This is a genomic window from Sulfitobacter aestuarii (genome assembly GCF_042685005.1).
In the GTDB taxonomy this organism is placed as follows: domain Bacteria; phylum Pseudomonadota; class Alphaproteobacteria; order Rhodobacterales; family Rhodobacteraceae; genus Sulfitobacter; species Sulfitobacter aestuarii.
Genome location: NZ_JBHUMP010000013.1, coordinates 25832 through 41690 on the forward strand (window position 1 = coordinate 25832; position 15859 = coordinate 41690).

Genomic DNA, 15859 nt, shown 5'->3' on the forward strand with positions numbered 1-15859 from the left:
GAGCACGTCTCTCCCTGGCCGCTCCGCCGGATTGCGCTCTGGTCTGTTTTGGCCCGAGGCCAAAACGATCCCGCCGCTTCATCCGTCTCCCGCGTCCGGTCGGGCCGTTTGCCTGCTCGGGTCGGGCAAACCTACCGTCAAAACACACACACATGAGCGTGGAAGCATATCCTCCGGATGGCCCCCAAATCAGCCCGCGTCAAGGATCGCAAAACTTTTCGGCGAGGGCGGGGCCTGTGGCGCGGGGCGGTCCCGTGCGTGAGCGCGGGCCTGTGTCGGGTGCCGCGCGCGGAAAACTTTTGCGCCCGGCAAGCCGGCGGCTGCGCCGTCCCTGACCCGGGCAGATTCGGAAACCAGGCATTCGGCCATGCCCCCACACTCACGTGGTGGCCTTGGAAACGAACACTGGAGACCAGACATGGCTTACAACACTGCAAACACCTACGAGACCATCGAGCTTTTCGGACTGACCGAGAAGGACGCGCAGCTGCCGATCCCGGAGGATCACGTCCTGACCGACCGCATCATCCGCGAGAGCTTCGAGGCTTTGCTCGGGCAGCTGCGCGGGACCGGGCTTGAAGCCGAAATCGAACCGCTGGCCCATGGGCTCGCGACGATCCTGCAGCGCCGCAAGGTGGCACTTGGCAAGGAGGTCGACCGCACCGCCGACAAGATCGGTGCGCTGGCAAAATCTCACGACGGATCGGAGATCGCCGAGACCGCGCTCGAAGAGGCGCAGGCGCGCTTTGTGCAGCTGCGCGAGATTGTCAGCGCCATCGAGGTGATGAGCGAGGCGGCGGCGGAATGCTACGAGATCGAGACGGGCCACGCCTTCATCCCGGCAGCCGGGTCGCGCGCAAGCGTCCGGGCGCAAGAGACCGGGGCGGTCTTCGAGGCGCGGCAGCTGCTGGAGCAGCACGACCGCGAGACTGCCGAGAAGTCGAAAGTCGAGGGGGTGCCCCTGATCGTCTCGGGCGCCACCGACTGGACCGATGTCGATGTGATCTTCAACACGCTCGACAAGGTTCGCGAACGGATCAAGCAGAACCGCAATCAGGAGATCTTCCTCTGCCACAAGGGTGGCAAGCATGGGGCGGAGATGATTGCGGCTCGGTGGGCCCGGGCACGCGGGATAGCACAGGCGCGCTTTGATCCTCGGTGGTCCGCGCATGGGCGGGCGGCACCGTTCAAGTGCAACGACGAAATGCTGGACGACAAGTTCGCGGCGACGGGGGTTGTACTCTTCGGCGGCAACGGGGTCGCGCTGAACCTCGGGCAGAAGGCGGAAGCGAAAGGCCTGACGGTCATGCGGGTTGCTGACCCGGCGAAGAAGACTGCGCAGGATTGAAGAGAGGGGGTCGCGCTTGGCGCGGCCCTTTCGTCATGTCTCATGGCGCGTGCGATCGGTCATGCGCGATCGGCAGCCTGCGGCGGCCATCACCGTTATCCCTCTACCCGGTCCGTCAGAATGCGGCCCATCCGCATCGGCACCGGTTGGGGATGGTGCGCACCTCACGCACATCGTCAGCATCGCAAGACACGAAGGCTCGAAACGTCGCACTTGAGGCTGAAGCCCTGCGCGTCCCTCGGGTGGTATTTCGGAACATCGCATCCACGCGGGCGGGCTCCGTCAGCACCCCGGCCAGGCTCGGTGAACTTGACGCGGATGGTGGCGGCTGCGTGATAGCAAGGGTCATCCGGGTCTCTCCTTCTTGCTCATAGATGTGGATCGCACGGGGTCGGCCCGTCCGTGCCCTCAGCTCATGCTTCGGCAAGCACAAATACGGCTTCCACGGCTAGCCGCGGACCCTCCGCATTTGCGCTTGCGACCGGGCCTCTTGCCCCCGTGCTGGCAGATCCCCATCGCAACAAGGAGTAACCCAAATGACCAACCACTACGTCGCCACCGTCCCCGTCAAGTTCACCGATACCGATGGCCAGGAGCGCACCCGTTTTCAGCGCGTGGGTGCGATGTTCCGCAACACCCGCAACGGGGATGGCTCGGAGTTCTTCAGCCTCAAGCTCGACTTCCCGGTCGCGGTCTCGGAGCTGGTGATGTTCCCGCCGAGCGCAAAGGATCCCCAGGACTGAATCCTCTCAAGAGGATGGGCCGCCCCAGGACGATCTTGGGGTGGCCCGATCCCTGTTCCAGGGATGCCGTCACCGGCGCGTGTGAACGCCCACAGCGACTTCCTCTTGGTGTCGGTATCCTCGCGCTCAAAGGACTATCGCCGCCCGGAATGATCAGGCCGCGACAGATCGGCCAGTCAGCCTCAAGGGGGCCATCCACAAAAACCTATCGGCCAGGGCCTCCCGGTTTTTGCGGCAGAGATTTGGCAAGCCAAATCTGGCCCTCCTTGACCCTGCCTGTCCGCCCTGTCGGTGGGGTTTGCGCCCGCCCGCGGTTCCGTCCGAACACATGCGTGTTCGGCCAGACCTTCGGGCGGTTTTGGGGAAGGGGACCCATTGGACAGGTGGGTCGCCCGGTGGTGAGGGCGGCAGAGCCGCGTCCCTGCGGGCCGCGGGGGAAGCGGACACCAAGGCTGCCTGAGACTGAAGGCAACGTAAGTATACAATTGACAACTTGGTATATTATCGTAAGGTGGAAGCAGCCTTGTTGGAAGGTGGCAGGAAATAGGGGGTCTTTCTTCGCATGTCTCGTTCAAAACGTCTCACCGATGCGGACCGCATGGAGATCGTTCGCGAGGCTGCGGAAGGCGTTTCCACTTCGGTGCTTGCTGAGCGGTTTGGCGTGTCGGTGCGGGCGATTCAGTACACGCTCAAAGCTGATGCCGAGCGCCAGACGGATGCCGCAATTCCGGTCTTAGCGGTCAGTGTGAAGGTTACGGCTGCGGAGCTTGCGGCGCTCGACGAGGTGCTGGCGACAGCCGGAATCGAGAGCCGGGCCGAGGGGCTGCGGCGGCTCATTCAGGCGGCGGGCGGAGTGTTCGTTCCGGACGCGCAGATGGCAGCAGAGATGGCGCGTTACCGCGCCTCTCTGCACGAGGTCGGTAATGGGGTCGCGCAGATCGCCAAGCAGATGACGCGGGCCAACCGGATGGGGCAGGGGGCCGTGGGGGGCACGCGTGCCGAGTTCACCGAATTGCGCCTCGCGCAGATGCGCGGGCTGGCGCGGTTCATTCTGGATTCTGCTGACGAGATCGACCTGCTCCTGCGCCGCCGTCGGGACGCGATGCAGCTGGAGGCCACGGCCGCGCTGAGGGAGTTTGCCCATGCGGCTGAATGATGCCGTCCATGCCGTCACGGGCGAGGTCTTCCGGGATGGCTGGAGCCGCGTCCGGGGCTCGATGCAGGGGCTGCATGTCGCCAAGCAGAGCCAGCTTGTACGCGCGGCAGCGGGGCATCGGCCAGCGGTCTTCAAGGCGATCCGGGGAGGGGGGACCCATAACAAGTCGCAGCTGATGAACCAGCTCGATTACCTCACAACCAAGTCCACCCATATCGTCGACAGTAGCGGGTTTCTGGATGGCAAGGCGAAGCTCGAGGCGAATGACATCAAGGATCTGACCGAGCGCTTTGCCAAGCGGTGGGATGCGGGCTTCAAACCCAAGCTGGGCCAGACCACCCACATGCTCATGTCCTTCCCCATAGGCACGCGCGGGGAGGATGTGCGCGACATCGCGACGGATGTGGCCGAGCGGTTCTTCCAGACCGACGCGGGGCATTTCGATTACATCATCGCGGTGCATGAGGACCGCGATCACCCGCATGCGCATCTGGTGCTGAACCGTCGCTCGCAGGAAGGCGAGTTCTTCTTTCTGGGGCGCAACCACCGCTTCAACTACGACGATTTCCGCCTCGCCATGGTCGAGGAGGCGGAGAAGTACGGCGTGCGCCTGGAGGCCACGCGCCGGGTGGATCGCGGCGTCGTGCATTACCCGGCCCGAACCAGCGAGGTCTATGCCGCGAAGGACGAGGGCCGCGCGCCCCGCGAGCGCGAACGCGTGGGGCAGGACCTGACCCGGACGCTGGCGGAGATCGCCAACACCAGAACCGTCTACCATTCGCTTGCCGCGGAGGCTTCGCGCGAGGCCCGGGAAGACATCGCCGCGGCACTCTTCCGCGCGGGCGAGGTGCTTGCGCATGGCGGGCAGCTGGACCGAACAGGAGATGTGTATATGGCCGAGGACCAAAGCTTCGAGGATCTGAGAAGCCTCTATGCAGAAAAGCTCGCGCGGGTGCAGGGCATGATCGCCGAGAAGCCTGACGCGGAACGTCCCGTGCTGGAAAAACGCCTCATCGAGATCCAGACGCAGGTCCAGCACATGCAGCCTCTCGGTTTGCGATCATCCACGCTGTCAGAGGCCCCCTCGGAGGGCGGGATCTATTCCGAAGCCAATATCGACACCAACCAGCGCGAGCGACTGGCCGAGCCCGATCTGAGATCGCGCATTGACGCGGCACTACGGGGCACGGGGATCAGCACATCCGAAGTGGTGGCCCGGATCGAGACCGGGGCCTCAAATGCAGCGCTCGAGCATCAATGGATCGCCAATGATCTCGCCATGGTGGCCGAGGCGCGCGATCTGAATCTCGAACGCCGCGCCGATTTGGAACAGGCGCGCGACATTCTCAACGATGTGCATGTCGCGCTTGGCACGCTTCTGGAACGGGAAAACGTGCTGCGCCGGGATGGGGTCATGGAAGCGGAACCGGTCAGCGAGCGGTTCCATTATCATCAGGACGCAGTCCGGGCGATGGAAGGGACAATCCGTCAGGAGATGCGCGCAGACGGCCTGACAGCGCAGCAGATCGAGGACCGGGACTGGGAGGTTGTCTCACGGGCGGAGCGCCGCATCGAGACGGAGCAGCGTGCGTATCTCGAGGCACACCCGGACCTGCTCGCACGCCCCGGCGATGTGATCGACCGGTCTGAGCCCTACAGGGAGACTATCACCGATGCGGCCCGCGCCAGCGAGATCACCCGCGAGGTCGGCCGCATCATGGAGGGACGCGACCTCCGCACGCCCGTTGCAGATGCTGTCACGGATGACTTACGAGCGCGCTATCCGGACATGCCGTCCCATCTCGCCCGTGGGCTCGGCGCGACCTATGCGGCCGTCGTCGAGATACGCGATACGGAAGCCATCAATCAGGTCCGCCGCGAAGCCGAGATGCGCGACGGGCTTGGGTCTGGCACGCGCGACGACATCCTCGCGACCCGCGATGAAACTGCGCTGCAGTCTGACAACACCGATCGCCTCGCAGACGGGATTACGCGTGTTCTGAAGCATGAGCGGGCGGGGGAGTTGTCCGCGCCCTTCGAGACCGAGGCGGAGCGGGACGCATTCCGCGACGAGATCGCGCGGGTGCTGGACGTTCGCCAACGCGACCGGCTCACATCTGGCGATGCCGATGCGCTGGAGAAGGTTCTCGAGGACCGTCTTGACCGGCTCTATGTCGCCAAGGTCTATCTGCAATCCGATGCCGCGACGGCCAACACGGAGGCCTTGCGCCAGGTGGTCGATGATCTTGCCGACACCGAATACGAAAAACACCGGACTGGCGATGTAGATGGCGAGACCGAGCGGGGACAGGTCCATTGAGCGCCTCCATGGGAAAAGCGCGGATCGCCACGGGCGTCCTGGTGGTAACGCTGGTGACCGCAGCCATAGGCTACACCATCGCCTCGGCGGTGCTGACCTATCAGGATCTCGGCTTCGGAGCCGAGATCGACTTTGCCTATATCGCGCAGAACTATCTGGCGATCCTCGATCGCCGCCCGGAAGACGCGCAACTTATTCACCTGATCATCGGCAGCTTCGCCGCTGCCGGCTTGATGCTGAGCCTCGCCCTCTCGGGGTCCGCCCTCACACGCTTTGGCCAGACCCATTGGCAGACCGCGCGCGAGATGAAGGCCAATGGGTTCTTCGGGGCGCCCGGCACCGGGTTCATCCTCGGCAAGCTGGGGCCGCCGGGCTCCCGCGCCAACTACATCTGCTCCAAGGTTTTCCCGCATGCGCTGATCGTGGCGCCCACGGGCCGCGGCAAGACCACGGGCTTCGTCATTCCGAACCTGCTGACCTGGCAAGGCTCCGCCGTGACGCTCGATGTGAAGGGCGAGTGCTTTGAGGCCACGGCCCGGCACCGCGCCGCCCAAGGCGACAAGATCTATCGCTTTGCCCCCACCGATTGGGAGGGCAAGCGCACGCACCGCTACAACCCGCTCCTGCGCATCTATGAGTTGAAAGATCCCGCGCGCCAGCAGATGGAATTGCAGCTCCTGGCGACGCTCTTCCTGCAAAGCGACAATGACCGGGTGCAGGGGCTGCTCAAGGGCGGGATCGATCTCTTTGTGGCAGCAGGGCTCCTGGCCTTCCAGCGCAAGCGTCCGACCTTGGGCGAGATCTACCGCATCGCCGCCTCGGGCGGGAACAAGCAGAAGGAATATTTCGCGCGGGGCCACGAGGTGGACAACAGGGCCGCCAAGCTGATCTTCACGCGGCTGGCCTCGACCAACAACGATACGCTGACCTCTTACGTCTCGCTCCTGATGACATCGGGGCTCGATCAATGGCAGAACCCGGCCATCGATGAGGCGACAGCGGTGTCGGATTTTGATTTCCGCACGATCCGCAAGAAACCCTTTTCGGTCTATCTCGTGGTCCAGCCGCTGATGGTGAAGCCGCTCGCGCCGCTGATCCGGCTGTTTTTCTCCGACCTGCTCTCCGCCATGCAGGAGAAGGATCCCGGGCCAGATGAACCCTGGCCCGTGATGATCATGCTCGACGAGTTCAATCGCCTCGGCAAGATGCCCATCGTGGTCGAGAGCATCGAGACCCTGCGGACCTATCGCGGCCATTTGGCCGTGGTCACCCAAACCATCCCCGCCCTCGATGAAATCTATGGCGAAAACACCCGCCGCGCCTTGCAGGGGAATGCGGGCGTGAAGCTCTACCTGACGCCGTCCGATGAAAAAACCGTCGAGGAGCTCAGCAAGGCTGTCGGCAAGACCACGAAGACCGTCATCACGCGATCCCAGTCCATCGGCAAGAACCCCTTCGAAGGCCGTAGCCAGTCCACCCGGACCGAAGAAAGTTCTCTCCTGCCCGAGGATGAGGCGCGCCGGCTACCGCTCGACGAGATCGTCATGGTCATCGATGCCCAGATGCCGGTCCGCGCGAAGCGGATCCAATACTTTGACGATCGGCTGTTCAAGGCGATCCACGCGGCGCAATCAGGCGAGTTGCCGTTTCCGAAGCCGGGGGACAGGGGACCGCAGGGCACGCTGCCGCTGAGTGTGCGCGCCATGCCGATGACGCCGTTGGATGGGCCAGGGGGAACAGAAGCCGATGTGGAGAGGGCAAGCCAGGCTGGCGATGGTCAACCGTCAGGCCAAGCCGACGCCGCTCCAAAGAAGACCGCGCCTGTCGTTCAAGCCGTCATCACCGAGGAACAGCGTCAGATGGAGATGGATTTTGGGAGCCAGATTGCGGTTGCCGAGTCAGTGGGCGTGGATGATGAGGCGCAGATGCGCTCTGCTGTCGATGGATTGGATGATATGGAAGCGATGTTGCGGGAGGGGTGGGAGTAAAAAGCTGGTTGCTCGATAGGGTGGCGGACATCGCCTGCTTGTCGGGGAAGACGGATTCCGGACATTTGCAAAGGGTGCGAAAAGGTTCAACGCCATAAGCAGGCGCAGACATTCGGGGCTGGCCGTCGCCAAGGGTTGGCGTTCGTGCGAAGACCGAATGGCAAGTGTTTTGCGAACCAGTCAATCGGCTATGTGCTCGACGGCGCTGGCCACCATATAACATCTTGAGGGAAGTTGGCCCAAACTGTATCCATATCGAGACATGGCAAACAACTTGACCGCCGAAAAAGCTCTGATCTTCAGGATTACGCACATCAACAATGTGCCGTGGATCCTCAGGCATGGGCTTCATTGCAAGAATTCCGGAGTGCAAGACCCCAATTTCGTGCGAATTGGGAACCTCGAATTAATTCAGCGTCGGACTGCACGGAATGTACCTGTTGCACCGGGCGGATCGCTATCAGATTACATTCCGTTCTATTTCACGCCATTTTCGATGATGATGTACAACATCAAGACTGGCTACGGAGGAATTCGCCAGTTCCCGAACACGGAGATTGTGATCATGGCGTCCTCACTTCGGGGGCTCGAGGATCGAGGCGTAGCAACGGTGTTTTCAGATCGCCACGCATACCTCCAGACTGCGCAATTCTTCACCTCGCTCGACGACCTCGACAAGGTCGACTGGGGCATCCTGCAGCGTAGAGACTTCAAACGCGACGTCGATGATCCCGAAAAGACGGATCGCTACCAGGCCGAGGCGCTCGTGCACAGGCACTTGCCAGTGGAGCACCTTGCAGGCATAGTCTGCCTAAGCGAGAACGAAAAAGGAACACTTGAACAGCAACGGGAGGAGGTTGGGCTCGATCTCAAGATCGTGGCGCGACCAGGCTGGTATTTCTGATGGTAACTTACACGCAAGGCAATCTTCTGGAAGCTGACGTTGACGCGGTGGTGAACACCGTGAACACGGTCGGAATCATGGGCAAAGGAATTGCCCTCATGTTCAAGGAGCAATTCCCACGAAACTTCGAAGCTTATGCGCGCGCCTGCGATGAAGGCGAAGTGCGTACTGGCAAAATGTTTGTTACCGAGAACAAGGAGCTCTTTGGGCCGCGCTGGATCATCAATTTCCCGACAAAGACCCATTGGCGAGTGAAAACTAAGATTGAATGGGTCGAGGATGGATTGAAGGACCTTGTCCGAGTAATTCGTGAGAAGGGAATTAATTCAATTGCGATCCCTCCACTTGGCTGTGGTAATGGTGGCCTTGACTGGCGCGATGTGCGTCCTCTTATCGAGTCGGCATTGGCGGAACTTGAAGGGGTCAATGCCATTGTCTACGAGCCGACTTCCAAGTATCAGAATGTCGCCAAGCGCACTGGTGTTGAGAAGCTCACCCCGGCACGCGCACTGGTGGCTGAGATGGTACGTCGGTACTCACTCCTTGGGATTGAATGCTCGATTCTTGAGGTGCAGAAATTGGGATGGTTTCTCGAGCGCGGCGTGAAACGGTTCGGGGGTTCGGACGCACTCAAGTTCAGGTTCCAAGCAAACAAGTACGGACCTTATTCGCATAACCTGACGAAGCTGCTCGACAGTCTCGATGGAAGTTATCTCCGGTGCGACAAGCGCCTTGCAGATGCCGATCCCTTGGATCTCATTTGGTTCAACGACGCAAAGTATGATCGAGTGCAAGCCTATCTGAACTCGGGTGAAGGGAAGCAGTTCTCAAGCGTACTGGAATGGGCTTCGGCCACTATCGATGGCTTTGAGTCGCCTCTCGGCATGGAACTTCTGGCGACTGTCGACTGGATGATGCAGCACGACGATATCGAACCGACTGTTGAGGGAGTGATGGAAGGTCTTAAGGACTGGGCTGGCGGGGAAGTCGCTGGACAGCGCAAATTGAAAATCTTCGATCGCCGGTTGGTCGCCATCGCTTTGGGCCAACTTCAGATATCGAACAGGCTGCCTGCCTGTTAATCTTTGATTTCGTGGGCGGGAAGCACACATGCGGCGATGCCGCGTTGCTTCCGCAGCATCGTTACAACGCGGACATTCGTGGGAGCATCAAATCAACAAACCAATAACGGAGAGCATTCATGGCACTTAAACCAGGACCGAAGCCGATAGCAAAATCAACCGGGAAACCGGATCAGCGACGCCGTGACAACAAAACCACACCAGGGAACACACCGTCCCTGAAACCTAGCAAATCTAGCAAGCCCCCCGCAAAAAAATGAAAGAGGGTTCTCGTTAATTCGCCCTTCTAACCTCGCAGGCCGATCACTTCCACGTAGGATGGCGGGTCTCGGGACGGAGAGGCCGGTTAATTCTGACTAAGTCTGAACCTTAACGGTCGCAGCCGTTTGGGCATAAGACCGCAAAGCGCTGAGAGCAGTCCCGCGCGTCTGGCGCAGTATCGCGCCAAACTCTGAAACGCAGGGCGGAAAGCGGCCTCATGGCGTCGCGGCATTGCAGCCGCAGCCTAACTGTGAGACCAGCCATTCAGATTGATGGCCGCTGGCAAGGGATTCATGACCACCTAACGGGTATAACGTCGACTTCCCCTAAGGGCCTGCAACACAATTGCAGCGACCGCTCGGACGTAGTCGCGCTTGCACCCTACGGCAAGTCACACTGCCGCCGCCCGCGCGCCGTTCTGGCCAACCGCGGGCCAGTCAGCGCCTAACTTTACAGAGACCCGCATTGCGTGGTCTCATTGGGAAGAAAAACTAATTGATCACAGGGACGTAGCGAATGAGTGAGGCGCTTCAGAAACTCTTCGAGCATGGCACGAAGTGGGTAAGGGCAGATTTCCACCTGCACACTCGAGCGGATAAGGAATTTCGTTATGACGGCGACGCTGACCGTTTCGTCGCCAGCTATGTCGAGGCCCTTGAAGCTAACGGAACACGCCTTGCCGTCATCACCAACCACAACAAATTTGACTTGGAAGAATTCAAGGCTCTGCGCAAGAGGGCGCGCAAATTCGGTATCGGTGTGCTCCCCGGCGTGGAACTATCCGTCAAGGACGGCGCAAACGGCGTTCACACACTCGTGGTATTTTCCGAAGCTTGGTTGGCCGATGGTCAGGATTACATCAACCAATTTCTTGGCGTAGCGTTTGCTGGGAAGGTTCCCGCGCAATACGAGCAGGAAAACGGACGTAGCAATGATGACCTGATCGAGACGCTCAGAAAACTGGAATCCTACAACCGCGACTTTTTCATTATCTTCGCGCATGTCGAGGCTAATAGTGGCCTGTGGAAGGAGTTAAGCGGCGGGCGAATGGGCGAACTTGCCGCTGAGCCGCTCATTCAAAAATATGCCCTTGGCTTCCAGAAGGTCCGCACCCATGACAAGCAGGATGGCGTTTGCCGCACGAAGGTCAAGGGCTGGTGGGGCGATCACTATCCAGCCGAAGTGGAAGGCTCTGATGCAAAAGAAATTTCTGAAATCGGCAAAGGTAAGAAGGTTTATCTGAAGCTTGGCGATGTTGGTTTCGATGCGGTGAAATTTGCCCTGACGGATCATGCTTTCCGCGTTGCGCCGGATATACCGTCCATAGGCCATTCCCACATCAACGCCGTTCGCTTTGAAGGCGGATTGCTGGATGGTAGGCGTGTTACCTTCTCTCCGCATCTGAATTGTCTGATTGGCATTCAGGGCAGCGGAAAATCTTCTATCCTGGAAAGCGTGCGCTACGCGCTTGATATCCCCTTTGGCGAAAAGGCACAGGACAAGGAATATAAGGATAAGCTCCTGCCCCATGTTCTGAAAAGCGGCGGCAAGGTAATTGTCGAAGCGACCGATCGGCATGGCGGTCGCTATGAGGTAAGGCGCATCTGGGGGCATTTGCCGGATGTTTATGTCGATGACGTGCTGCGCCCCGGTGTCTCCATTAAGGAGACGATCATCGCCAAGCCGCTTTACTTCGGGCAGAAGGACCTCTCCGCTGCTGGAAAGGGCTTCGGGCACGATCTTGTCGAAAAGCTCATGGGCGATAGCCTAAAGGGTGTGCGGCAAAAGATCGAGGAACGCGCGGGCGAACTAAAGTCGGCTATAGAGAGCTTCAATTCTGTCCGCGGCGATGCGGAGGACAAGCAAGCGCTGGAAGATGAACTGAAGGATGTTGAATTCAACCTGGAGCAATTCGACAAGCATGGCATCAAGGACAAGCTTGAAAAGCAATTGGCCTATAGCGAGGACCTGACCTACTGTCAGGGTATTGACGAGACGGCTGCGGCCTGGCGCAAGACGATTGATGATGCTGCAACCCAGGCCGAAGAAGATTTCAAGCTGATAGAAGTTCATGCCTCCGATCAAAATGCTGATTTCTTCACGCGCTACGCAGCCAAGGTGGAAGAGCTAAAAGGCACGGTGGCGACAGCCAAGGCTCTTGCTGCCACCATCAAGACCAAGTCCTGCGATCTGGATGAACTGCGCCAAGAGCTTGAAGGCGTGCGCGACGGCCTAAAGGAAGAATTTGCCGAGACCGAGCGGGAACTGGTCAAAGCGTTGGACGAACAGGGCGTTACCTCGATCCAGCCGGATGCCTATATCAAGCTTACGCAGCGCAAGCAGGAGCTTGAAGCTGAAATCGCCGAGCTGGCCAAGCGGACGGGAAAGGAAAAAACAAGGCTCGAAGCCGTCCTGATCGCCATGACATCGCTGAATGATGCCTGGCACGATGAATTCAAGTTAATCGCGGCGGCGCTGAAAATCATCAACGAATCGCAAGGATCATTGAGAGTAAATGTAGCGTTCAAGGGAGATCGCAACGCCTTCACGACCCATATCGACGGGTTACTTCGAGGCAATAATCTTCGCAGGGAATATTATAATGCACTTGCAGAGGCTTACTCCGATTTTGGCGAGATTTTCAAAGACCTCGAAAAGGCTTGTGCTCACGCGAAGGGAAAAAGCGAGGACTTCAAAAAGCACTTCATAGCAAATCTCTACGCACTCATCTCTTATCAGGTGCCCAACAGCTATGCGGTGACGTATCACGGCAAAGCACTTCTGTCGCATTCTCTTGGTCAGCGCGCCTCCGCGATGATGCTCTTCCTGCTTAGCCAGAAGGGGAATGATCTTCTGCTCATCGACCAGCCGGAAGATGATCTTGATAGCCAGACCGTCTACGAGGAGGTGGTCAAGCTGCTTCGGCAGATCAAGCCAAACCAGCAATTCATCTTCGCGACACATAACGCGAATTTTCCGGTGCTTGGCGATGCCGAGACCATCACCACATGCAGCGCCAGCGATGATGACATCGCCATATCGGTTGGCAATATCGACGATAAGTCCTGTCAGTCCAACGTCATTTCCATCATGGAGGGCGGCCCGGAGGCATTTGAGCGCCGCAAGACAATCTATCAAATCTGGAAAGCCCGTGCCGTCTGACCATATCTAAAAGAACACGAAACGCTTCACCACTCTACTCTCGGCTACATTCGCCTCCGGTTTTTGCTGCACTCGGCTGTGAGCGGCCACTTCGGAGGCCCGAATGCAGCGCTGGCACACTTGGCTTTCCCGACTACGCTGCACACCGCCATAGATGATCGGTTCGGTGTAGCCGCAGCACAGCGAAAGTGAACCCGGTGAACGGCCGGACTGGGCCGTCACCGTCGTCCAAGCCGTCCCAGTCTCGCAAGCTGCGCCAGCATTTTTGATCCCGAGTCTGCGGATCCTGTGCCGCCTCCGGAACCCGTCTGCCCCATCCCTTGCCGCACTGGCATTTGCTGCACGCCCAAGAACTGCCGCGCCCTGAGGGCTGTGTATTCTGCGCCACTGGCCCCGCCGATGAGGTAGCGATTGTAGGCCTGCTGGCTGCCCATCGCTGCGCGAGCGAAGCTGTATCCGCCACCGAGGCCTCCGGAGAGGGCAGGCATCATGATGTTGCCGGAGATCGCGCGGACAATGAAGGGTGTTGCGATGATGAAGCCCTTGGCCATGAGGACCATCATGAAGAAGGGGAGAAGGGCACCAATGTTGGAAGCCCCTTCCGGATCACCCAACTCGCCGATGAGAGCTGAGGCCACCCCTGTAATGGTCGCGAAGACCCCTGCGATCACGATAGGGTAGATCGCGAATGAGATAAGCGCGGATAACCAGCGCGCGAAATAATCCTTGGTGACCTCGAAGAGGGTCAGGAAAATCATCACCGGGGCGATCCCGATCAGAAGCGCGATCATCAATCGGGAGGCCACGAGGATGAAGGCGGCCAGTCCGCCGAGGATCGAGAGCAGAAGCACTCCGACGATGTCGAGCATGGCGCCAGCCATCCAATTCAGCTCGGACCCGGCGGCATTCAGGTAATCGCCGAGCTCGGCGATCAGCCGGTCGAATTCTTCAGCGAAAGTTCCAGAAGGCCCCGGGCTGCCGCCGCCGACGGAGGCCACGAGCGCGCCCGCGATACTGTCGATCCCATAGAGAATAGCAGACGAGAACGCGTTGAACTGCATCCAATTGGTCGCGAATATCCCGATGAGCCCAATCTTGACCGCGAGCCAGAAGGCTGTGTGCCCATCCATGGCCCGGTATTGATAGATCATGTTGATTCCGACGAGGATCACCACCAGCGTTGTCCCCAAAACCAGGAGCGTGCCGACCGTTGCCGCAACCGCACCAAACTGGGTCTCAGCGGCGGTGTCGAGATAGGCTTGGGAGGTTTCAACGAAATAGGTGACGACGCTCATCGCGGGGCTTCCTTACCAATTGCCCGCGACGTCGCAGATGGCCTGGGCTTCGGGACGGGCGGCGTTGGCGTGGCGGTTGTAGGCGTCCGAGGCTTGCAGCATTTCCCATCGTTCGTCGCTCGCGTAGCTCTCATGAAACACGGCCTCGGCTGCGTCCCAAGAGGGGAACCGGGTCGCGCAGTCGCAGTTGCCGATCTCGACGACCCGCTCGAGATTCTGGGCGCGATAGATGTCCTGAACCAGAACCCGCTGATAGGCTTGGCGCAGGGGGATCTCCTGCATCCACAAGGGTTCAGCGGGCCGGTCCGGACAGACGTCAAAGCTGCGATCGAGGGTCGGCACGAGATCGCGCTCAGCGAAGGCGGGTGCCAACGTCAGGCCCAAGACCAGCGCAGTCAATACGAGGGTGCAGCCCGCCTGCCTCATGCCGTGGCTCCGGCGGGTGTGGTCTCACGCTTCAGGAAGACCGTGTGTCCCACATTGGCGAATTCCGAGGAGCTGATCGACACCACCTCCCAGCCTTCCGCACCTTTGGCATTCAGGCTGGCCTGCATGTCGGCAAGGCTGGTTTTTCGGGCCATGGGAAAGGACAGGATATCGTATTCAAAGGTCTTCATGGGGAAATTCCAATCTCAGTTGCGCCGGGGAGGTAGAATTCGGTGATGCCGCGTTTGCCGTCATGGCGACCGGCCTGGATGATCACGTCGATGGAATTCTCGATGTACTGGATCATGTCGGCATAGGTCATCGGGATCTCGGTCTTTAGTGCTGCGATCGCGAGGCGCTGCACGGCAAGTTGGGGAGTTTCGGCATGCAGCGTGGTCATCGAGCCGCCATGGCCGGTGTTGATGGCTTCCAGAAAGGTCATGGCCTCCTTGCCGCGCACCTCGCCCAGGATGATCCGGTCGGGGCGCATGCGCAGCGTGGCGGTGAGAAGCACATCGGCGGTCTGGAATTCTGCGTCGCGATTGGCGATGAGGGTCACGGCATTTGGCTGGGTCGGCAGAAGCTCGGCGGCTTCTTCGATGGTCACGATGCGTTCCTCGGCCGGTACGTGAGAGAGGATCTTGCGCGCGGCTACGGTCTTTCCGGTGGAGGTGCCACCGGAGACGATCATGTTCAGCTTGTTCTCGACGCAGAAGGTCAGAGCATCGTCGATGACGCCTGCAGCGACCACCTCGCGCAGTTCCCGGGTTTTCTCAATGCGGAGTTCTTCAAGCTTGCGTTCTTTGCCGTAGAGGAAATCGAGCGCGATCCCTTCGAGCGGCAGGCTCGAGAAGAACCGTAGGCTGATCGACATGGCGGAGAGCACGGCGGGCGGGGTGATGACCTGTGCGCGGATAGGGCGGCCCTTGTAGGTGATCGAGACCGAGACGATGGGGCGGTCCTTGCTCATTGTGGTATTGGCCGAGGAGGCGATCTGGTTGCCGAGGTCTTTGACTTCCGTCGTGGTCAACGCCTGGTCCAGCCTCCGCATGAAGTGATCGCCCCGGAATTCTCCCCAACAGCTACCGTCAGGGTTGATGCAGATCTCGATGACATCGTCGCGTGCGGCGGCATCGATCCGGTCGAGCGAGGTTTCGAGATAGCTCAGCGACAT

At 59.9% G+C, this 15859-nt stretch carries 12 protein-coding genes; 8 read left to right on the forward strand and 4 right to left on the reverse strand.

Annotated features, from left to right (window positions below; translation table 11 throughout):
* Window positions 1–418 precede the first annotated feature (418 nt).
* The 8 genes from ACFSUD_RS14130 (at window position 419) to ACFSUD_RS14165 (ending at window position 12964) form a co-directional block, all read left to right on the forward strand.
* Window positions 419–1348, forward strand: a complete 930-nt coding sequence (locus ACFSUD_RS14130) for a DUF2493 domain-containing protein (protein WP_322343533.1) — start codon at window positions 419–421, stop codon at window positions 1346–1348.
* 536 nt (window positions 1349–1884) lie between these two features.
* Window positions 1885–2091, forward strand: coding sequence for a hypothetical protein (locus ACFSUD_RS14135; protein WP_007120662.1), 207 nt, complete (start codon window positions 1885–1887; stop codon window positions 2089–2091).
* 562 nt (window positions 2092–2653) lie between these two features.
* Window positions 2654–3247: a helix-turn-helix domain-containing protein gene (locus ACFSUD_RS14140; RefSeq protein ID WP_322343534.1), complete on the forward strand. Its 594-nt coding sequence runs from the start codon at window positions 2654–2656 to the stop codon at window positions 3245–3247.
* Entirely contained in the window at window positions 3234–5567 is a 2334-nt protein-coding gene (locus tag ACFSUD_RS14145; protein WP_132998416.1) for a relaxase/mobilization nuclease domain-containing protein, read from the forward strand. The genes ACFSUD_RS14140 and ACFSUD_RS14145 overlap by 14 nt, the downstream gene beginning before the upstream one ends.
* Window positions 5568–5575: 8 nt before the next feature.
* Window positions 5576–7555, forward strand: coding sequence for a type IV secretory system conjugative DNA transfer family protein (locus ACFSUD_RS14150; protein WP_132998418.1), 1980 nt, complete (start codon window positions 5576–5578; stop codon window positions 7553–7555).
* Window positions 7556–7829: 274 nt separating this feature from the next.
* On the forward strand, window positions 7830–8459 hold the full coding sequence (gene darT / locus ACFSUD_RS14155; RefSeq protein WP_206054332.1) for a type II toxin-antitoxin system toxin DNA ADP-ribosyl transferase DarT: 630 nt from the start codon (window positions 7830–7832) through the stop codon (window positions 8457–8459).
* Window positions 8459–9541 carry a type II toxin-antitoxin system antitoxin DNA ADP-ribosyl glycohydrolase DarG gene (gene darG, locus ACFSUD_RS14160; RefSeq protein WP_132998414.1) on the forward strand — a complete coding sequence of 361 codons (1083 nt, stop codon included), beginning with the start codon at window positions 8459–8461 and terminating at the stop codon, window positions 9539–9541. The genes darT and darG overlap by 1 nt, the downstream gene beginning before the upstream one ends.
* A 777-nt stretch (window positions 9542–10318) precedes the next feature.
* On the forward strand, window positions 10319–12964 hold the full coding sequence (locus ACFSUD_RS14165; protein WP_243252195.1) for a TrlF family AAA-like ATPase: 2646 nt from the start codon (window positions 10319–10321) through the stop codon (window positions 12962–12964).
* Between the two features lie 218 nt (window positions 12965–13182).
* Here ACFSUD_RS14165 and ACFSUD_RS14170 read toward each other — a convergent pair whose 3' ends face one another.
* From ACFSUD_RS14170 to ACFSUD_RS14185, 4 genes are read right to left on the reverse strand one after another with little or no spacing between them, the layout of a single operon-like run.
* On the reverse strand, window positions 13183–14259 hold the full coding sequence (locus ACFSUD_RS14170; RefSeq protein WP_243252196.1) for a type IV secretion system protein: 1077 nt from the start codon (window positions 14257–14259) through the stop codon (window positions 13183–13185).
* Window positions 14260–14271: 12 nt separating this feature from the next.
* Window positions 14272–14685, reverse strand: coding sequence for a hypothetical protein (locus ACFSUD_RS14175; RefSeq protein ID WP_132998428.1), 414 nt, complete (start codon window positions 14683–14685; stop codon window positions 14272–14274).
* On the reverse strand, window positions 14682–14876 hold the full coding sequence (locus tag ACFSUD_RS14180) for a DUF4177 domain-containing protein (RefSeq protein WP_243252198.1): 195 nt from the start codon (window positions 14874–14876) through the stop codon (window positions 14682–14684). Before ACFSUD_RS14180 ends, ACFSUD_RS14175 begins: the two co-directional genes overlap by 4 nt.
* Window positions 14873–15859, reverse strand: a complete 987-nt coding sequence (locus ACFSUD_RS14185) for an ATPase, T2SS/T4P/T4SS family (RefSeq protein ID WP_243252208.1) — start codon at window positions 15857–15859, stop codon at window positions 14873–14875. The genes ACFSUD_RS14180 and ACFSUD_RS14185 overlap by 4 nt, the downstream gene beginning before the upstream one ends.

Bases quoted from the DNA above. Each gene is read 5' to 3' on its own strand.
- ACFSUD_RS14130 (WP_322343533.1), top strand. From the start codon at position 419: ATGGCTTACAACACTGCAAACACCTACGAGACCATCGAGCTTTTCGGA.
- ACFSUD_RS14135 (WP_007120662.1), top strand. From the start codon at position 1,885: ATGACCAACCACTACGTCGCCACCGTCCCCGTCAAGTTCACCGATACC.
- ACFSUD_RS14140 (WP_322343534.1), top strand. From the start codon at position 2,654: ATGTCTCGTTCAAAACGTCTCACCGATGCGGACCGCATGGAGATCGTT.
- ACFSUD_RS14145 (WP_132998416.1), top strand. From the start codon at position 3,234: ATGCGGCTGAATGATGCCGTCCATGCCGTCACGGGCGAGGTCTTCCGG.
- ACFSUD_RS14150 (WP_132998418.1), top strand. From the start codon at position 5,576: ATGGGAAAAGCGCGGATCGCCACGGGCGTCCTGGTGGTAACGCTGGTG.
- darG (WP_132998414.1), top strand. From the start codon at position 8,459: ATGGTAACTTACACGCAAGGCAATCTTCTGGAAGCTGACGTTGACGCG.
- ACFSUD_RS14165 (WP_243252195.1), top strand. From the start codon at position 10,319: ATGAGTGAGGCGCTTCAGAAACTCTTCGAGCATGGCACGAAGTGGGTA.
- ACFSUD_RS14170 (WP_243252196.1), bottom strand. From the start codon at position 14,259: ATGAGCGTCGTCACCTATTTCGTTGAAACCTCCCAAGCCTATCTCGAC.
- ACFSUD_RS14175 (WP_132998428.1), bottom strand. From the start codon at position 14,685: ATGAGGCAGGCGGGCTGCACCCTCGTATTGACTGCGCTGGTCTTGGGC.
- ACFSUD_RS14180 (WP_243252198.1), bottom strand. From the start codon at position 14,876: ATGAAGACCTTTGAATACGATATCCTGTCCTTTCCCATGGCCCGAAAA.
- ACFSUD_RS14185 (WP_243252208.1), bottom strand. From the start codon at position 15,859: ATGTCGCTGAGCTATCTCGAAACCTCGCTCGACCGGATCGATGCCGCC.